Source organism: Cupriavidus sp. 2KB_3, assembly GCF_052115685.1.
Lineage (GTDB): Bacteria > Pseudomonadota > Gammaproteobacteria > Burkholderiales > Burkholderiaceae > Cupriavidus > Cupriavidus campinensis.
This window is the reverse complement of the sequence record NZ_JBFRHD010000012.1, coordinates 147,095-161,043: the sequence shown is the minus strand read 5'-3', so window position 1 is coordinate 161,043 and position 13,949 is coordinate 147,095. Positions and strand designations below refer to the sequence as shown.

Below are 13,949 nucleotides of genomic sequence, written 5' to 3'. Positions count from 1 at the left end.
CCTTTACCAGTCACATCGCGCTCCTGTCGATCTCGTATTCCCTGTGCCGGCGCGTGCTCGGCGCCGATCCGCCCAGCAAATGCTCCACATGCGCGCGGAGGACGATGATACTGCCATCGGGGCGAACCTTGTAGGCGACGCCCAGCGTGTTCAGGACTACCGCCTGGGCCCGGAACTGCACGCGCTGCGTCAGCTCTCGCAACTCCGCGCTAGTCAGGAACATGCCCAGCGGCTCCGCTTGTTGTGCGCTCATCTCTGCTCTCCAAACCACGCGCGCCGCGTGAGTTCAATGATCCGTTCTGCCACTGCTTCCAACTGCTACCCCTCCCGCCCCAGCGCCGACCGATCCATGGCGGCGTCGATAGCGGCGATCCAGATCTTGTAGCCCAGCGTCGTCGTGGCCACGCCTTCGCGGATGGCCCATATCCGATACGACGCAATGCTCCGAGCATCCCTCGCCTCACCCGATTGCTCCGGGGTGGGGCGGCGGTTCCAGGCGGCGATGGCCCTGATCTTTGATCATCCGGATGGTCCATCAGCGATGCACATTCCGCACATCACATACCAATCGCTCGAACCTTCATAACAGACATCGACGTTATCGTGCCCACAGAATGGACACGCAGCCGGCTTCAGTTCATCGCTCATCACACCCCCTCCGGCTTGGCTGGCGCTGCGGGAAGCGGCATCCAGTGCGTCACATTGAACTTGCAATCGTCCTGCGTAACCTGAGACATCCACTTTCCATGGAATAGGCCGGCAATATCGTGATACAGACCAGAATTCCGGATGCCGCGCACAAGATAATCGCGCTCGGCGATGGGTAATTCGTCCTCAACGGAAGTCCAGCAACTCGTCTGCGCGGTGGCGAGCGCGGCGCGGATAGCGCTCACTGCATTGCCGATTGCCTCGCCTGTGTCTTTGCTGTCTGCTCGCGCATCGCCATATGCCGTGATCGCATTGATGATCGACTTCGGCACGCCTCGCACCATCGCCCGCTCATCCGCCACAGGCTCTTTCGATGCGGGGGCGGGGGTATAGCCGACTGGCATGCCCACCGGTTCGAGGCCCCGCTTCGGATGCGCATTGACCCACATCGGCCAGCCACCCATGAACCACCGCGTCATGTAGCGCTCGGTTTCACGGTCCGCCGCTTTGGCGAGTGTGTCTAGGAACGCCTCGATGTACTCGTCGCGACTGGCGTCCGTGATCCATGCATTCCAGTCCGTGACCGGCTCCGCCACAGCCCCGCCCGCGTTGCTGGCGCGGCTTTCGAGGGCGCGGGCGTATTTGATCAACGTTTGGCATTTGCGGAAGGTCAAGCCCATTGCACTGCCAATGAGCGCGCGCTCCAGCGCATCCAAATCCAGTTTCTCAGCCATTGCTTGCCCCGATCTTCTTGTGCCACTCCGTATCGAAATCGGCCATCGCTTCAGCGGGGCTATCTCCGAACCCCGCCACACCGTCTTGCAGGTTGTCTCCGTAGAGGGCACACCATTGATTGCCATCGATACTGATAGTCGGTCGGTATTGCACGCTCGGACGTTGCGCCATCATCGCGGCGGCCAACATTTCGTGTTTCACTCCCTCGATGGCATAGCTCAGCCCACTAGCCTGCTGGCCGATGGCCTCGCGCATCGCCTCGCCTACATCGCCGCCATGAATCCGGCTACGCACTGCGTCATAGATTGCTTGGTATGAATCACTCATTTTCCATTTCCCCCATTCTTCGAGCCTTCAGTGGCGGTGCGGTCGGGCGAGCCAAGGCACACTAGCGTCCGACTCGCTGCCTGTTGTGCCTTGCGCAAGGCTTCCTCATGGCGCCCGGCAACCGTCAGCACGCGCACGATTTCGTCTAGTGCGAGCAACAACGGTTCGGCGGGGTCATCCTTGCAAGGCGGGAATTCCTCTTGCGACACGTATCCTGTATCAGTCTCGATACATACCCATGCGCTCGTCTCGATCAGTTTGCTCACACCGCACCCCCTTCCTGTTTGCCTTCAGTGGCGGTGCGGTTCATGCTTCTACCTCGAGGGGTAGCCCCGGCATGCCGGGTACGCTCTGCCTGGAGCGCAATATATTCGGGGTTTAGTTCGGCGCCGAGCCACCGGCGGCCGAGCCGCTGGGCGACGCTGGCCACCGTGCCCGAGCCCATGAACGGGTCGAAGACGATGTCGCCGGGCTCCGTGCTGGCTAGGATGCAGCGTGACGGCAACTCGCTAGGCATCGCGGCAGGGTGGCTTCCGTCGCTATCCGAGCCAATTTCCCAAACCGAGTGACCCCACCACTTGTGGCCGGGATTCTTCGCGCGATACATCTCTGACTTCGAAAGCAGGAATAGGTATTCATGACTGGATGCGGGCCGATCCAGACGCATCGGCTCCACGGCCGAGGGCTTTTTCCAGATCACGGTTTGGCGCAGATACCAGCCGTCACGGCGCAGAGCATCGGCGAGAGCGAACGCGACCAGCGTCAGGTCTTTCATCTTGTAACCTACGGGCGGCATGCGGAAGCCCTTGCGCTCCCTGACCGTCGACCATGCCGCGCGATCTCCGCGATTCCCGCCACCTCCTTTTCCACTTGCTGCGTAGACGTCGCCGACGTTGAGCCAGAAAGTGCCGTCGTCACTCAGCAGACCTCTAGCTAAGCCAAATGTCTCAACTAGAACGCGCACGTAGTCTGCGGGGTCGCGCTCCATGCCGAGCTGCGCCTCATGGCCGTAGTCTCGCAATCCACCCCAGTACGGCGGGCTGGTGACGATGCACTGGACGCGCACGCCGGCCGCAATCAGGTCGCGCATGACGGCGCGGCAGTCGCCTTGGTAGCAGTGGTCGATCTTCACGACGCACCCCCTTCCCGGTCGCCATTCGACGGTTGCGGCTGCTCGCTTGCACGGCAGTTCCATGCGGCGATTACCGCATTCCCGGCAATCCCTGGCGACGTGCTGCTGTATTGCAGGGAAACGACTGCGTCGCAGTGATCGCACGCGATGCGGCCCACCCAACCAGCGTGTTCAATCTGCTCTACCTCTGGAGATGAAGCCATGCCTCCGCAGAATGGGCACGGACTAAGGTCGCCTAACACAGCGGTAGAAGTCGTGCCTGACTGTGCTGCCAGTGCTTCGCATGTAGTCGTCTTGTCGCAGTACTTGCAATTCCAAACATCGCTATTCGTGCAGGCGGCGGCATTCGACGGTTGCGGCTGCTCGCGGGCGATGAGCATGGCGTCGGCCATTCGGTAGCAGTGGTCTGCCAAACGCAGGTAGGCAGATGGGATGTCGTTGACGCTTACGCCATCGACCTTCGCCAATTCCTTCCCCGCAAAATAGTCACGCAGGGTCATGCCGGCAACGAGAGCGCGCTTGGTCCCCTTCGCGTATCCAAGAGAATCGAAGTGCGCGATGTCTTTCTCTCCGGGAAACGCCGGGCCGCCGTCTTTGATGAAGTCAGCCATTGCTATCTCCTTGCGGCTGCTCGCGGGACAGGGCGGCGTCGATGGCTGCGTCTAACTCTTGCTCAGACGGCGCGGACGGAAAGAGTGCGCGCAGCGTTTCATAGCGCCATTGCCAGCGCTTATCCTCGCCACCGGGCGCGGCGAGTAGGGCGCGGATACGATCTGCGACTGCATCCCATGACTTCTGATCCTGCTTGGCGGCCTGATGCGAAGCGTCATCGGGTGTGCGGATCTTTTGTGTGATAAGCGCACGGCAAATACGTTCATCGTGATCTAGAACGGCTTGCAGCAATTCGCGCGCATCCCCCTGCACAGGCGCGGCAGGCGGTGCGGCTTGGGCGAGTAGGGCGTCGATGATATGCACGACAATCTCAAGTTCTTGCCGGGTTATGCCATATCCCAGACGGGAAGACCACGTCGTCTTAATCTGATCCGTCATCTGCGCCACGCTCGCGGCTTCGTTGGCCATGCTCGGCCCAGCCCCCACCACGCCGGCCATCTGCTGCTCGTACACGGTCTCTGCCTGGAATGCGCGCGGGTCGATCTTGTTGTTGTCCATGTCGGTGTCCTTATGCTGCTTCGATTTCGTCGTCTGCTACGGCCATGTGGTGGCGCATATAGGGCAGGCTGATGTCCACACGGGAGATGCCCCACACCTCCATGAGCCGGCCTATCGGATCGGTCGCTTTCAGTTGCCAGTTCTTGGAGCCGACCTTCCTGCCGCTGCCTCGCCTCGGCTTCGGTACGAAGACCTGCATTGCCGCCAAGTCCGTGCACTCGAAAACCACGGCCTTCTGGTTGTGCAGCGTCTTGCACGCAATCAGGCCGCCAAACTGCTTCATCGCCTGGTGCACCGACTGGCGCGTCACCCCATGTCGCTTGCCGAACGCCTTGACGCAGATCGACTCGCCGTTCGGATCTGGCGCTCGTCGGAGTGCAGCCCATATGAGGGCTCGTGTTCGAGGCGGTGGAGGATGGTATTCATAGCTACACTCACGAATAAGAAAGCCGGGCGGACGTGGGACATCAGTTCCCGGCAAGGGGAGTCAGACAGTCTTTGCCTCAATGCGGCGCGACGATTCCAGCGTGCGCCACACTTCGATCTTTGCCTGCGCAGCGATCATCATCCAGCGCAGTTCTTCCTCGGTCGCTACTGCATCCTTCAAGCCTTCCAGGTGCTGCATGTACCCCACGTCGGCATATGCTTCGCGCTCCTGGGCGCTGACCGCGTTATGGCCGTTGGCCTCGGCCTGCTTCATCAGCAGCGACTTCTTGCTCTTGCGGAACTCTTCGAGGTACACGCGGTTCGCCTTTGCTTGGGCGTACTGCGGCGCGTTGTCCCGGATGAAGTCCAGGCACTTGAAGACGTTGATCTCTGCGTCGTCGCTCATTTCAGTTCCAGGCGGTCTTTCTTGACGATCCGCGCACCAGGCACTTCGGTGCCAGCCTTGATGGCCTTCTTGATCTCGGCCTTGCTGGGCTTGGGCTCTGGCGGTTTCGGCTTCGACATGAACGACGCCGGGATCTGCTTCTCGTCGTAGACGTCCACGGACTCGTCACGGTCGATGTACAGCCGCGCGACAAACGTGCCGTCGTTCGCGGCGATCTCGTGGATGCCGGTGCGCTTCATGTTCAGCGCCAGGTACTCACGCAGCTTCTCTTGCCGGCTGACAATGGCGGCTTTGCGCTTCTCCACGGTTGCAAGGTGCTGCTCGATCATGGCGACCTCGGCGTCACGGTTCAGGATGAAGGCGGCGACATTCGCGGCCTTGTCCTTCGTGGCATCCAGTGCGCCCACCAGAGCGGGAGACAGTTCGCCGGTATCGGGGTCGAACGCCTCTTCGCTGCTCAGCAGGCGCTCAACTTCGCTGGAAAGGGTGTAAAGGCTCAGGGCAGTCATGTCGGACTCCTAGAACGGCACGTCGGTGTCTTCGAAGCCATCGGGCTCCGGTTGCGCGGCAGGGCGCTGTGCCTGACGCTGAGCCGGCGCCTGTTGCTGTCCTTCCTGTTTGCCGCCGAGCATCTGCAACTGATCGACAACGATCTCAGTCGAGTACTTGTCCTGCCCGGACTGGTCTTGCCACTTCCGGGTGCGGATACGGCCTTCGACGTAGATAGCGCTGCCTTTGCGGAGATACTGGCCGGCGATCTCTGCCAGCTTCCCGAAGAAGCTCAGGCGATGCCACTCGGTCAGTTCCTTCATATCGCCCGACTGCTTGTCCTTGTAGCGGTCAGTCGTCGCCAGACGGATGTTCGTCACGGCATCACCGCTGGGCAGGTAGCGGGTTTCGGGGTCGGCGCCCAGGTTGCCGACGAGGATTACTTTGTTGACACTTGCCATGATTAAGCGTGCTCCGGTTCCGGTTGCTGTTCGGTGAGTTCGGTCTTGCGCTGATCCTTCGCGGCGATCACCGCGTCACGGTGTTCCTTGCCGAGCATCTGGATAGCAGCGTCGAAGTGGCTTTTCAGGGCCGAGATGTTCTGTGCGTTGCGGATGCCTTCGAGAATCGCCTCGACGTTCGGGCCAGCCTCGCCGGTTTCGAGCCAGTTCAGCAGGTCAGCACCGGTCTGCTCGCTGATGGGCTTCGCATCGCCGCCGAACAAGCCGGTACGGTCCTTGGACGCCACGGCGTAGTGACCGTCATGCACGATGTCCAGCACCACGGTGAATTCGTACTCGAAGCCGTCTCGCTGCTCGGTCTTCATCCCGAGCTTCGCTACCTTCTTGCGGCCGTTTTCCTCCACCTGTGCCGTTTCCGTCTTGCTGCGGCCCGTGGCAATGATGTGCATCCGAGACTGCAACATGGCGTCGATGAAGGCGCGGTGGCGTGGCGTCAGTTCGTTCCAGGCGCTCCACGAGTTGCCCCGGTACTTGGCCGATGCGACCTGATCCACAAGTTCGAGAATGCCGCCAGAGCCCGACCACTCGTGCGTGGTGCTGTCGATGATCAGCACGTCATAGCCGGCTTCCTCGGCCTCTTTGATGGCGGCTATGTACCGTTCCGGCGTGTAGGGCGCGGCCAGTTCCATCACATCGAAATCGGCCAGATCGCTGTAGAGCGATGCGCTGCCGTGCTCGGTGTCGATGCAGGCGATGCGCCCGCCTAAGCCCCGAGCGATTTGCAGGGCACCGTAGGTCTTACCAGAGCCCGACGGGCCGGTCAGCGCCAGACGGAGCTTTGCCTTTTTCCTCACTGCTTTCGCGAATGCCATGATTGATTCCTTGCGTTTGATATTCCTGAGAGTTCATCCTTGCCGCCTCTTCCTCGTGCCAGTGCAGGGCCTCGGCGGCTGCTTCTTCCCACTGGCCCCACTGCTGCCAGTACTGCATCCCGGCGTCCATCGCTATCCCACCCTGCGGCCGTTGCGGTCGTACACGCCCTTTGCCGGTGCGTTGTCCTTGTGCAGAAGCCACTTGTTACCGAGCGAGACAATCGCAGTGCGGCGCCGAATCCGGCGTTTCTCTTCCTCGCTCAGTCCGGTGTCGTAGTGCCGCAGATCAAAATTCTTCGGAATCATTTCAGCCCCTTCCAGATCTGGATGATGTTGGCGATCAGCCCGGCGAAGGCGAAGGCGCCGCCGCACAGGTACACGCTCTGGCGGTTGCGTTGCTGCCACGCGCGGAACTTGAGGTAGTGCTCGTCGTCGGGATGCAGCATCACAGCCCCTCGTAGAAAGCCGCAGCCATATCCGGGTCATCCAGATCCGACATGCGGTAGTTGCAGGCTTGGCCCATCGCAGAATGAATCTTCTCGATCTGGACCTTGTTGCCGAAGTCGTCTACGACGTCGAAGTAGAACGGGTAGGTGCGCCCGCTGTATTCGTGGTGGAGGATCACGATTCCTCCACCTTCACGAACTTGCGGTTGTCGTCTAAGCGATATGCCACGTTTGCTTCGATGCCGTCCTCGCCCACGTAGGCAATCACCGTGCGGTAACGATTTGCCTTGTTATCCCAATAGCGGATACGCAATTCCGAGTCGTCGCCACCGGTCAGGGTCGAGTCGTCGCCACCGGTCAGGGTCGAGCCGTAGCCACCGGTCAGGGTCGAGTCGTCGCCACCGGTCAGGGTCGAGTCGTCGCCACCGGTCAGGGTCGAGCGGTCGCCACCGGTCAGGGTCGAGCCGTAGCCACCGGTCAGGGTCGAGTCGTCGCCACCGGTCAGGGTCGAGCGGTTGCCACCGGTCAGGGTCGAGCGGTCGCCACCGGTCAGGGTCGAGCCGTAGCCACCGGTCAGGGTCGAGCGGTTGCCACCGGTCAGGGTCGAGCGGTCGCCACCGGTCAGCATGGACAACGCGCCGCCGATTGCAGACTGGCTATCCCCAACCGTCACCGTAATCCCGATCACAGCGACTTCCCGAGCACGGGGCTCATGCTCGATCAGGTATTGCGTGGCGGCGCGCTTGTCGCCCACGAACCGGACGATTCCCTTCGGGAACTTGCACTTGCCGCCGAGCATCACGATGCTGTCTGACTCGACTTCCACCACCAGCCACTTGGCCGTGCTATCGAGATACGAACTGCACGAGTGATCGCCTTGACCGTAAAGCCAGCCATGCGCACCGTTACCGCACTCATCGGTTGGCTTCCAGTCAGGGACTTCAACTATGCCGCCTACGTCAGGCCATTGGAAGCCGCCACGCGATGTCAGATCAGCGGCGCAAGTCCTCAGAATCAAGGACGTTTCTTTTTTGTTCAGTTGTTCCACGTGTACCCCTTGATGATGTCGCGAACGGTTTCCATCGCAATGCCGTACTGCTGTCCTAAAGCGCGGTAGGTATTGATGTATGGCTTGTATTCGGCCCGTATGTGTGCCGCAATCGCGGCAGTAATCTTTGCGTGGCCGGAAGTTTCCGCGTGGGCATGCCTGCCCTTGCGCCGCATATCTGCGTTGTTATCGGCCAGGGAACCGAGAGAAAGGTGGTCCGGGTTCACGCACTGCGGGTTATCACAAGCGTGGAGGACGCAGAAGCCGTCAGGAATCGGGCCTTTGTGAATCTCGTAGCTGGCGCGATGGGCTGGCGTATTGCCTCGTCCCCGTACCCACATGCGGCCATAGCCCTTGCGGTCCTTGCTGCCGACCCACTCCCAGCACCCGTTCTTGACAATGACCAAAGCGCGGATGCGCGCAGAGGCCGGCACTGGATTCTTTCCGCTGACCCGAGTTTTCGGCGCGGACTCCGTGGCAAGGATCGAGCCCTTTGGAGGGGTAGCGCGCTTTTGTTCTTGCATTTCGTTCTCCACGGAAGTGTTGTTTTGGTCAGTCGAGGTTGTAGTAACGAACCAGCACCACGTATTCGCCCGTAGCCACGTCCTTGCGCTGCGCTACCACAGCCGGCGAGCGGTAGGGATCGATCTGCGACATCCGCACGTTGGCGGCGCGGTACGTCGCATCCCGGTCGTCGCCTCGGAACTCCAGCTCGTGGATGCGGCCCGAGCGCACAACCTTGCAAGTCACGTCCGGCAGCGGGGCGAACGGGCGCAGGGCGGTGACAAAGGCGGGGTGGATTGCGTTCATTTCGTGGCTCCCATCGGGTGCTGCGTGTCTTGGTATGGCTCTACTTTAAGACGGAAGTGTCTACATTGCAAGACTAATGTGTCTTGTTAAGACGAAAACGTTTCAATCAAACGAATGATTTCGATAGCCTACGCCTCTGCGGGCGTAAAAAAGCCCGCGCTTGGCGGGCTGTGCGGTTAGTAATTCGGCGAGCGGCTTATTTTACGGGGCACGTTAAGACGCACGCGCTATAGCCATCGCGGCAGGCTCGCATGGTCTCAGTCTTAAAGCCGACAGATGACCCTGACCCGATGCACTGGGAATAGTTAGTGGTGCACTGCCTCGCGCAGGTTGGTTCCGTTTTGGAGATATCGATCTCGGAAATGCTGTATGCGCAGCCACCCATAAACAGGGCAACCAGGCTCGCGGCCAAGGCTCTCACAGTCGTGCTCCCATCCAGAAGACGCGCCCAATGATCGATAGATGGTCTTCCTTGTCGGGCGATACAAGGATATCCGGATACTTGTGCTTGTCGGGATTGTCCGAGACGATCAGGACGCCGCCGCCGATCTCTTTGCGTAGCCGTTTAACTAAGATCTCGCCGTCCACGCGGATCACGAACACGTCGTTGTTGCTGAGTTCTGTGCGGCCGGTGTTAACCAGAAGGACGGCTCCGTCGGGAATAGTCGGCTCCATGCTCTGGCCATCAGCGTAAATGACGATGGCGTCGTCTTCCCTGACACCCTCGGCCCGCAGGAAATCGCGGCGGAAGGCAAGGCGTCCTTTTTCGGTCTCGTAGAACACCAGGTTGCCGTTGCCAGCTGATGCCTTGACGTTCAGGCGGCGCAGCATGGCGAAGTCTTCGTCGGTCTCGTTCATGCCCGGCACGAAGAGGGCGGACACCGTGACGCCGATGCCGTGGGCGAGCTGCCCGAGCTTCTCTACAGTCAGGTCTTGCTCACGTCTTCTGATGCGATTGATCGTGCGTTGGGGGATACCACAGGCCCGTGCAAAGACGGATTCGTTTTCGAACCGCTTCCCCTCGCCGATCAGGTTAGTCAGGTTGTGTAGGAGGATCTCTAGTGCTTTATCCATGGAGTCGAACTCTATCGACTCGTCAAAGACGTTTGTGTCTTGCACATAAGGCGAGTTTGTCTTATTATGGTTAAGACGAATATGTCTAGCCACGATGAGGCTCCAAAATGGACGAAATGAATGTGCTGCGTACTTGGCTTCGAGACCAACGCGGCCGCTGGACACGGATCGCTGCTGACACCGGGCTGAGCACCAAAACCCTGGCTCGCATCGCCCACGGGCAAGAGTCCGTGAACCTGCGCACCTACACCAAGCTGCGTGAGGCCATGAAGGCGGCTTCCGTCTCGGCTGAGCCTGTCGCCGCCTGACCCGGAGCCACACATGACACGCCGTGCCGAATTTCGGAACGAAGTGAAGACGCGTCTCCGTGACCGCGCCTACGACGCTCTCCAGCTCTACAAGCAGGTCAACGGGATCGAATCCGATTCCGCCGCCCTGGCTCGTGTTGCTGAGCAGCACTTGCTTGGCGCTGTAGGTACTTTGCCCGTGACCATCGCGGGCGTCAGTGACGACTTGGGCCAATCCGGCCCACGGGTGGTGGCATGAGTGAGCAGAAGACAGCGGTAACAGCATTGCTCCCAACTGACGAAGCACGAGATCTGGTACTGCGCGCGGCTGCGCAGGGTGTCGCTACGCCGGAATGGCTGGGCTATTTGATCCTTCTGAGCGCTTACGGCCCCCTCCATCCCGAGGTTCTGGCGTTCGAAAGGCGGGCCAAGTTGGGCCAAGACGGGACACAGCAGGGGTGATCAGATGAAGCGGCCATCGTTCCAGTTCTACCCGGCCGACTGGCGCAACAACGCCAAACTGCGGCGCTGCTCGGAAGCGGCGCGCGGCGCTTGGATGGACATCTTGTGCGTTCTCCATGATTCCGACGAATACGGCGTCTGCCGTTGGCCGCTTGCTGACCTGGCGCGCGCCGCCGGCGTGCCTATGAAGCTGGCGAAGGAACTCGCGGCCAAGGACGTACTGAAGGGCGCAGACAAGAACGCTGCCCCCTACGTCTACATGCCACGCCATGCCGGGAAGAACGGTGACCCTGTGACGCTGGTTAATGCCAACGACGGGCCGTGCTGGTATTGCAGCCGCTTTGTACGTGACGAATGGGTGCGCCAAAGGCGGGGGGGTAGCACTCAATTCGCGGCAGACAACCAACCTCCAAAGAAGGAACCAAAGGCGTCACCAAAGGGGGGGATCGGTGAGCGGCAGGGTGACGGCCCTACATCTACATCTTCACCTACAGAAAAGAAAACAGAACCTATCGGTTCTGGCGCTGAAGCGCCGCAGCTAAGCCCATCTGACGCTCTGTGGCAAATCGCCGTGCCATGGCTTGTTTCCCGGAAGGTTGAGGACAAGACCGCTCGGTCCCTGCTTGGCAGCGCTCGCAAGCAGCTTGGCGACGACGGGGCATGGGAACTGGCATCTGCGTGCATCAGCGAAGCCCCGCTGGAGCCGGTGCCGTGGCTCGCGGCGGCCTTGAATGCCCGGATCATGAAGAAGCCGGCGGCGCGTCCGGGTGGGATGCAATCCCGCAGTGACGCGAACATCCAAGGATTCCTTGACAGCTTCGGGGGGCAGGACGACCCGATGGTTATCGACATGGAGGTGGTGCGATGAACGAACAGGACAAGGGCGAATTCGCCCAGATCGTGCGTGCCACGTTCAACAACTACAGCCGCGAAGCACCGATGCAAGAAACGCTGCGCATGTGGTGGGGAATTCTCGCTGAGTTCGACATCGGCACCGTGCGAGTGGCGTTCTCCAAGCACATAACGACCGAGCCTAAGTTTCCGCCGACCATCGGCCAGATCCTCGAAATCCTGAATGCTGGCAGCAAGTTCGGGCGGCTTGGCGCAGAGGAAGCATGGGCACTGGCGGTCAAAGCATGCGACGAATCCGAGACGGTCGTGATGAACGACGAGATCGCGCAAGCCTGGGGCATCTGCAAGCCGATCATGGATCTGGGGGATGAGGTTGGGGCCCGGATGGCGTTCAAGGAGGCGTACCAGCGCATCACGGCCAGCGCCACGGCGCCGGTCAAGTGGTGGCCGTCCATCGGGAGCGATCCGCACAAGCGCGACGCGGCGCTGTCGGAAGCCAAGCGGCAGGGCCTGCTGCCCGCCCCCCAGGTTGCCGGCCTGCTGCCGCCTGCAACCCAGATCGCCGAATCGGGCGACGCCGGAAGCCCGGAAGGGCTGCGTCGCCTGAAGGAGGAAATGGCACGGCTGCGCAGCAAGGGCGCGGCTGAGGCCGAGCAAGCCGCGCGCGAGCGGCAACAAGCCCGCGAGGCCGAGGCCCACAAAAAGGCCGTCATAGCCGAGCGCGTGGCTCAGTACGAGGAGAAGGCATGACGAAAGACGACGATAGCCTCGTGAGGTACTTCGAGGTTGTTTCCCAGTTCCCCATTGAACGGGTAGTGGCTGGCCTGCCGTTAAGCGAGCGGTTCAACCAAATTGCCCAGAACTACCGCAGCTACCAGAAGCAGGTAGATGCTGGCCTAGCCAGTTGGATGCACGGTGACCCATACCAGATCGCGGATTGGGTGACGCTGTTCTCCCCCATCGAGTACGACGCATGGTGTGAGATCCGTGGATATGGGGCGCCGCTGTGGCCGCAACTGCCGGTCGGAAAGTTCTTCGTGGACTTTGGCAACCCGGTTGCCAAGATCGCCTTGGAATGCGACGGCAAGGAATTCCACGATCCCATCAAGGATCGTGAGCGGGATGCGACGCTGGCCACCATGGGCTGGCGAGTCTTCCGCGTCACAGGCGCCGAGTGCTACCAGACGCGCGTGATGGATGACCCGGCTGACCATTTTGGTGACGACTACGAAGACTACATGGAGCAATACGACGCCAAGACCATCGTCCCGGTCATCCGCGAGATGAAGCGGATCTTGCAGGAGCATCGCCAATGACCGCCTCCCAATATCTGCAATCGCTCTACGGTCGGCGCCGCGCCAACCTCCAGGTTGTCTGCACACGCAAGGGACTGCCCCAAGCGCCGATGGCCGCTCTCCTGAGCATGACGCAACCGCTGCTGAACCAGTACCTGAAGGGCACGGCGACCATCAATGAGACCCGCGCCCGACGGATCGAGCATGCGCTGGGCATGGAATACGGGGCGCTGGACAAGGAGGGCGCATGACCGATACCGAATTCGAGGCTGTGATGACCTGCTGCGATCCGAAGCCGGAATGCTGGTGCGAGACGTGCCGGCCCATCACGATGCAAGACATGCGGATGGTCGTCTGTACAGACTGTGGCAACAAGCGGTGCCCCAAGGCAACCGACCACCGCAACGCCTGCACTGACAGCAATGCGGTAGGCCAGAAGGGGTCGTCGTGGGAGCACGTGAAGCCGTGGACTGGCGCAGAAACGGGTACGTCGCAAGCATCCCGCGCGCGCGAGAGGCGCATCCTGGCGATTGACCCCGGCACGACCGAGAGCGGCTGGTGCGTGCTGGCTGACGGGGCTGTGACGCTATCCGGCGTGATGCTGAACCGCGAGTTGCTGCGGATGCTGACGATGCGGCAGCGCAACGATCCGTGGGGCCACGTGCTGGCCATCGAGATGATCGCCAGCTACGGCATGCCAGTCGGGCACGAGGTATTCGAGACCGTACGGTGGATTGGTCGCTTCCAGCAGGCATGGCATTCGCCCGAGGCGGTCAAGTTTGTCTACCGGCAGGACGTGAAGCTGCACCTGTGCAAGACGCCTCGTGCGAAGGACGCCAACGTGCGCCAGGCGCTGCTGGACATGTTCCCGCGCACAGGAGGCGGAAAGACGCCGCAGATCGGCACCAAGGCCCAGCCGGGGCCGCTGTTTGGCGTGTCGTCGCATGCGTGGGCGGCGCTTGGCGTGGCCGTGACGGCGGCGCATCAGATTTCCCAGCAATGACCAACT

The 13,949-nt window shown here is 61.2% G+C and carries 26 protein-coding genes; 7 read left to right on the top strand and 19 right to left on the bottom strand.

Features of this window, described 5'->3' with window-relative positions; translation table 11 throughout:
• Nucleotides 1–10: 10 nt before the first annotated feature.
• The 19 genes from AB4120_RS15055 to AB4120_RS14965 form a co-directional block, all read right to left on the bottom strand.
• Nucleotides 11–253 carry a DUF4224 domain-containing protein gene (locus AB4120_RS15055; protein WP_441642530.1) on the bottom strand — a complete coding sequence of 81 codons (243 nt, stop codon included), beginning with the start codon at nt 251–253 and terminating at the stop codon, nt 11–13.
• A 394-nt stretch (nt 254–647) separates the two neighbouring features.
• The gene (locus tag AB4120_RS15050; RefSeq protein ID WP_441642529.1) at nt 648–1,382 is read right to left on the bottom strand and encodes a DUF551 domain-containing protein; all 735 of its coding nucleotides are present in this window, start codon (nt 1,380–1,382) and stop codon (nt 648–650) included.
• Complete coding sequence (locus AB4120_RS15045) at nt 1,375–1,710, bottom strand: hypothetical protein (RefSeq protein ID WP_441642528.1); 336 nt, start codon at nt 1,708–1,710, stop codon at nt 1,375–1,377. The genes AB4120_RS15050 and AB4120_RS15045 overlap by 8 nt, the downstream gene beginning before the upstream one ends.
• Nucleotides 1,707–1,976, bottom strand: coding sequence for a hypothetical protein (locus AB4120_RS15040; RefSeq protein ID WP_441642527.1), 270 nt, complete (start codon nt 1,974–1,976; stop codon nt 1,707–1,709). Before AB4120_RS15040 ends, AB4120_RS15045 begins: the two co-directional genes overlap by 4 nt.
• Nucleotides 1,973–2,842, bottom strand: coding sequence for a DNA-methyltransferase (locus tag AB4120_RS15035; RefSeq protein ID WP_441642526.1), 870 nt, complete (start codon nt 2,840–2,842; stop codon nt 1,973–1,975). The genes AB4120_RS15040 and AB4120_RS15035 overlap by 4 nt, the downstream gene beginning before the upstream one ends.
• Nucleotides 2,839–3,453, bottom strand: coding sequence for a Lar family restriction alleviation protein (locus AB4120_RS15030; protein WP_441642525.1), 615 nt, complete (start codon nt 3,451–3,453; stop codon nt 2,839–2,841). Before AB4120_RS15030 ends, AB4120_RS15035 begins: the two co-directional genes overlap by 4 nt.
• Nucleotides 3,446–4,012, bottom strand: a complete 567-nt coding sequence (locus AB4120_RS15025) for a hypothetical protein (RefSeq protein WP_441642524.1) — start codon at nt 4,010–4,012, stop codon at nt 3,446–3,448. Before AB4120_RS15025 ends, AB4120_RS15030 begins: the two co-directional genes overlap by 8 nt.
• Nucleotides 4,013–4,022: 10 nt before the next feature.
• The gene (locus AB4120_RS15020; protein WP_441642523.1) at nt 4,023–4,322 is read right to left on the bottom strand and encodes a hypothetical protein; all 300 of its coding nucleotides are present in this window, start codon (nt 4,320–4,322) and stop codon (nt 4,023–4,025) included.
• 177 nt (nt 4,323–4,499) lie between these two features.
• Nucleotides 4,500–4,844 (bottom strand): hypothetical protein, encoded by a 345-nt coding sequence (locus tag AB4120_RS15015; RefSeq protein WP_144199596.1) that lies wholly within the window; start codon nt 4,842–4,844, stop codon nt 4,500–4,502.
• A complete protein-coding gene (locus tag AB4120_RS15010) occupies nt 4,841–5,353 on the bottom strand; it encodes a siphovirus Gp157 family protein (protein ID WP_144199594.1) in 513 nt (170 codons plus the stop codon). The genes AB4120_RS15015 and AB4120_RS15010 overlap by 4 nt, the downstream gene beginning before the upstream one ends.
• A 9-nt stretch (nt 5,354–5,362) precedes the next feature.
• Nucleotides 5,363–5,794, bottom strand: coding sequence for a single-stranded DNA-binding protein (gene ssb, locus AB4120_RS15005; protein WP_441642522.1), 432 nt, complete (start codon nt 5,792–5,794; stop codon nt 5,363–5,365).
• 2 nt (nt 5,795–5,796) lie between these two features.
• Nucleotides 5,797–6,666 carry an ATP-binding protein gene (locus tag AB4120_RS15000; protein ID WP_441642521.1) on the bottom strand — a complete coding sequence of 290 codons (870 nt, stop codon included), beginning with the start codon at nt 6,664–6,666 and terminating at the stop codon, nt 5,797–5,799.
• A 132-nt stretch (nt 6,667–6,798) separates the two neighbouring features.
• Entirely contained in the window at nt 6,799–6,972 is a 174-nt protein-coding gene (locus AB4120_RS14995) for a hypothetical protein (protein WP_441642520.1), read from the bottom strand.
• On the bottom strand, nt 6,969–7,112 hold the full coding sequence (locus tag AB4120_RS14990) for a hypothetical protein (protein ID WP_441642519.1): 144 nt from the start codon (nt 7,110–7,112) through the stop codon (nt 6,969–6,971). The genes AB4120_RS14995 and AB4120_RS14990 overlap by 4 nt, the downstream gene beginning before the upstream one ends.
• Nucleotides 7,112–7,291: a hypothetical protein gene (locus AB4120_RS14985; RefSeq protein ID WP_441642518.1), complete on the bottom strand. Its 180-nt coding sequence runs from the start codon at nt 7,289–7,291 to the stop codon at nt 7,112–7,114. The genes AB4120_RS14990 and AB4120_RS14985 overlap by 1 nt, the downstream gene beginning before the upstream one ends.
• Nucleotides 7,288–8,160, bottom strand: a complete 873-nt coding sequence (locus AB4120_RS14980; RefSeq protein WP_441642517.1) for a hypothetical protein — start codon at nt 8,158–8,160, stop codon at nt 7,288–7,290. Before AB4120_RS14980 ends, AB4120_RS14985 begins: the two co-directional genes overlap by 4 nt.
• Nucleotides 8,148–8,684, bottom strand: a complete 537-nt coding sequence (locus AB4120_RS14975; RefSeq protein WP_144199577.1) for an HNH endonuclease signature motif containing protein — start codon at nt 8,682–8,684, stop codon at nt 8,148–8,150. Before AB4120_RS14975 ends, AB4120_RS14980 begins: the two co-directional genes overlap by 13 nt.
• 28 nt (nt 8,685–8,712) lie before the next feature.
• The gene (locus AB4120_RS14970; RefSeq protein WP_441642516.1) at nt 8,713–8,970 is read right to left on the bottom strand and encodes a hypothetical protein; all 258 of its coding nucleotides are present in this window, start codon (nt 8,968–8,970) and stop codon (nt 8,713–8,715) included.
• A gap of 417 nt (nt 8,971–9,387) precedes the next feature.
• A complete protein-coding gene (locus AB4120_RS14965; protein WP_441642515.1) occupies nt 9,388–10,044 on the bottom strand; it encodes a S24 family peptidase in 657 nt (218 codons plus the stop codon).
• Nucleotides 10,045–10,151: 107 nt separating this feature from the next.
• On the opposite strand from AB4120_RS14965, the gene AB4120_RS14960 reads away from it, so the two are divergent.
• From AB4120_RS14960 to AB4120_RS14930, 7 genes are all read left to right on the top strand, one after another.
• Nucleotides 10,152–10,352 (top strand): hypothetical protein, encoded by a 201-nt coding sequence (locus AB4120_RS14960; protein WP_144199571.1) that lies wholly within the window; start codon nt 10,152–10,154, stop codon nt 10,350–10,352.
• A 13-nt stretch (nt 10,353–10,365) separates the two neighbouring features.
• Nucleotides 10,366–10,590: a hypothetical protein gene (locus AB4120_RS14955; RefSeq protein WP_144199569.1), complete on the top strand. Its 225-nt coding sequence runs from the start codon at nt 10,366–10,368 to the stop codon at nt 10,588–10,590.
• A gap of 207 nt (nt 10,591–10,797) precedes the next feature.
• Nucleotides 10,798–11,661: a hypothetical protein gene (locus tag AB4120_RS14950; RefSeq protein WP_144199565.1), complete on the top strand. Its 864-nt coding sequence runs from the start codon at nt 10,798–10,800 to the stop codon at nt 11,659–11,661.
• Nucleotides 11,658–12,395: a hypothetical protein gene (locus tag AB4120_RS14945; RefSeq protein ID WP_441642514.1), complete on the top strand. Its 738-nt coding sequence runs from the start codon at nt 11,658–11,660 to the stop codon at nt 12,393–12,395. Before AB4120_RS14950 ends, AB4120_RS14945 begins: the two co-directional genes overlap by 4 nt.
• Entirely contained in the window at nt 12,392–12,961 is a 570-nt protein-coding gene (locus AB4120_RS14940; protein WP_441642513.1) for an endonuclease domain-containing protein, read from the top strand. Before AB4120_RS14945 ends, AB4120_RS14940 begins: the two co-directional genes overlap by 4 nt.
• Entirely contained in the window at nt 12,958–13,191 is a 234-nt protein-coding gene (locus tag AB4120_RS14935) for a helix-turn-helix domain-containing protein (RefSeq protein ID WP_441642512.1), read from the top strand. The genes AB4120_RS14940 and AB4120_RS14935 overlap by 4 nt, the downstream gene beginning before the upstream one ends.
• Nucleotides 13,188–13,943: a hypothetical protein gene (locus AB4120_RS14930; RefSeq protein WP_441642511.1), complete on the top strand. Its 756-nt coding sequence runs from the start codon at nt 13,188–13,190 to the stop codon at nt 13,941–13,943. Before AB4120_RS14935 ends, AB4120_RS14930 begins: the two co-directional genes overlap by 4 nt.
• Nucleotides 13,944–13,949 lie beyond the last annotated feature (6 nt).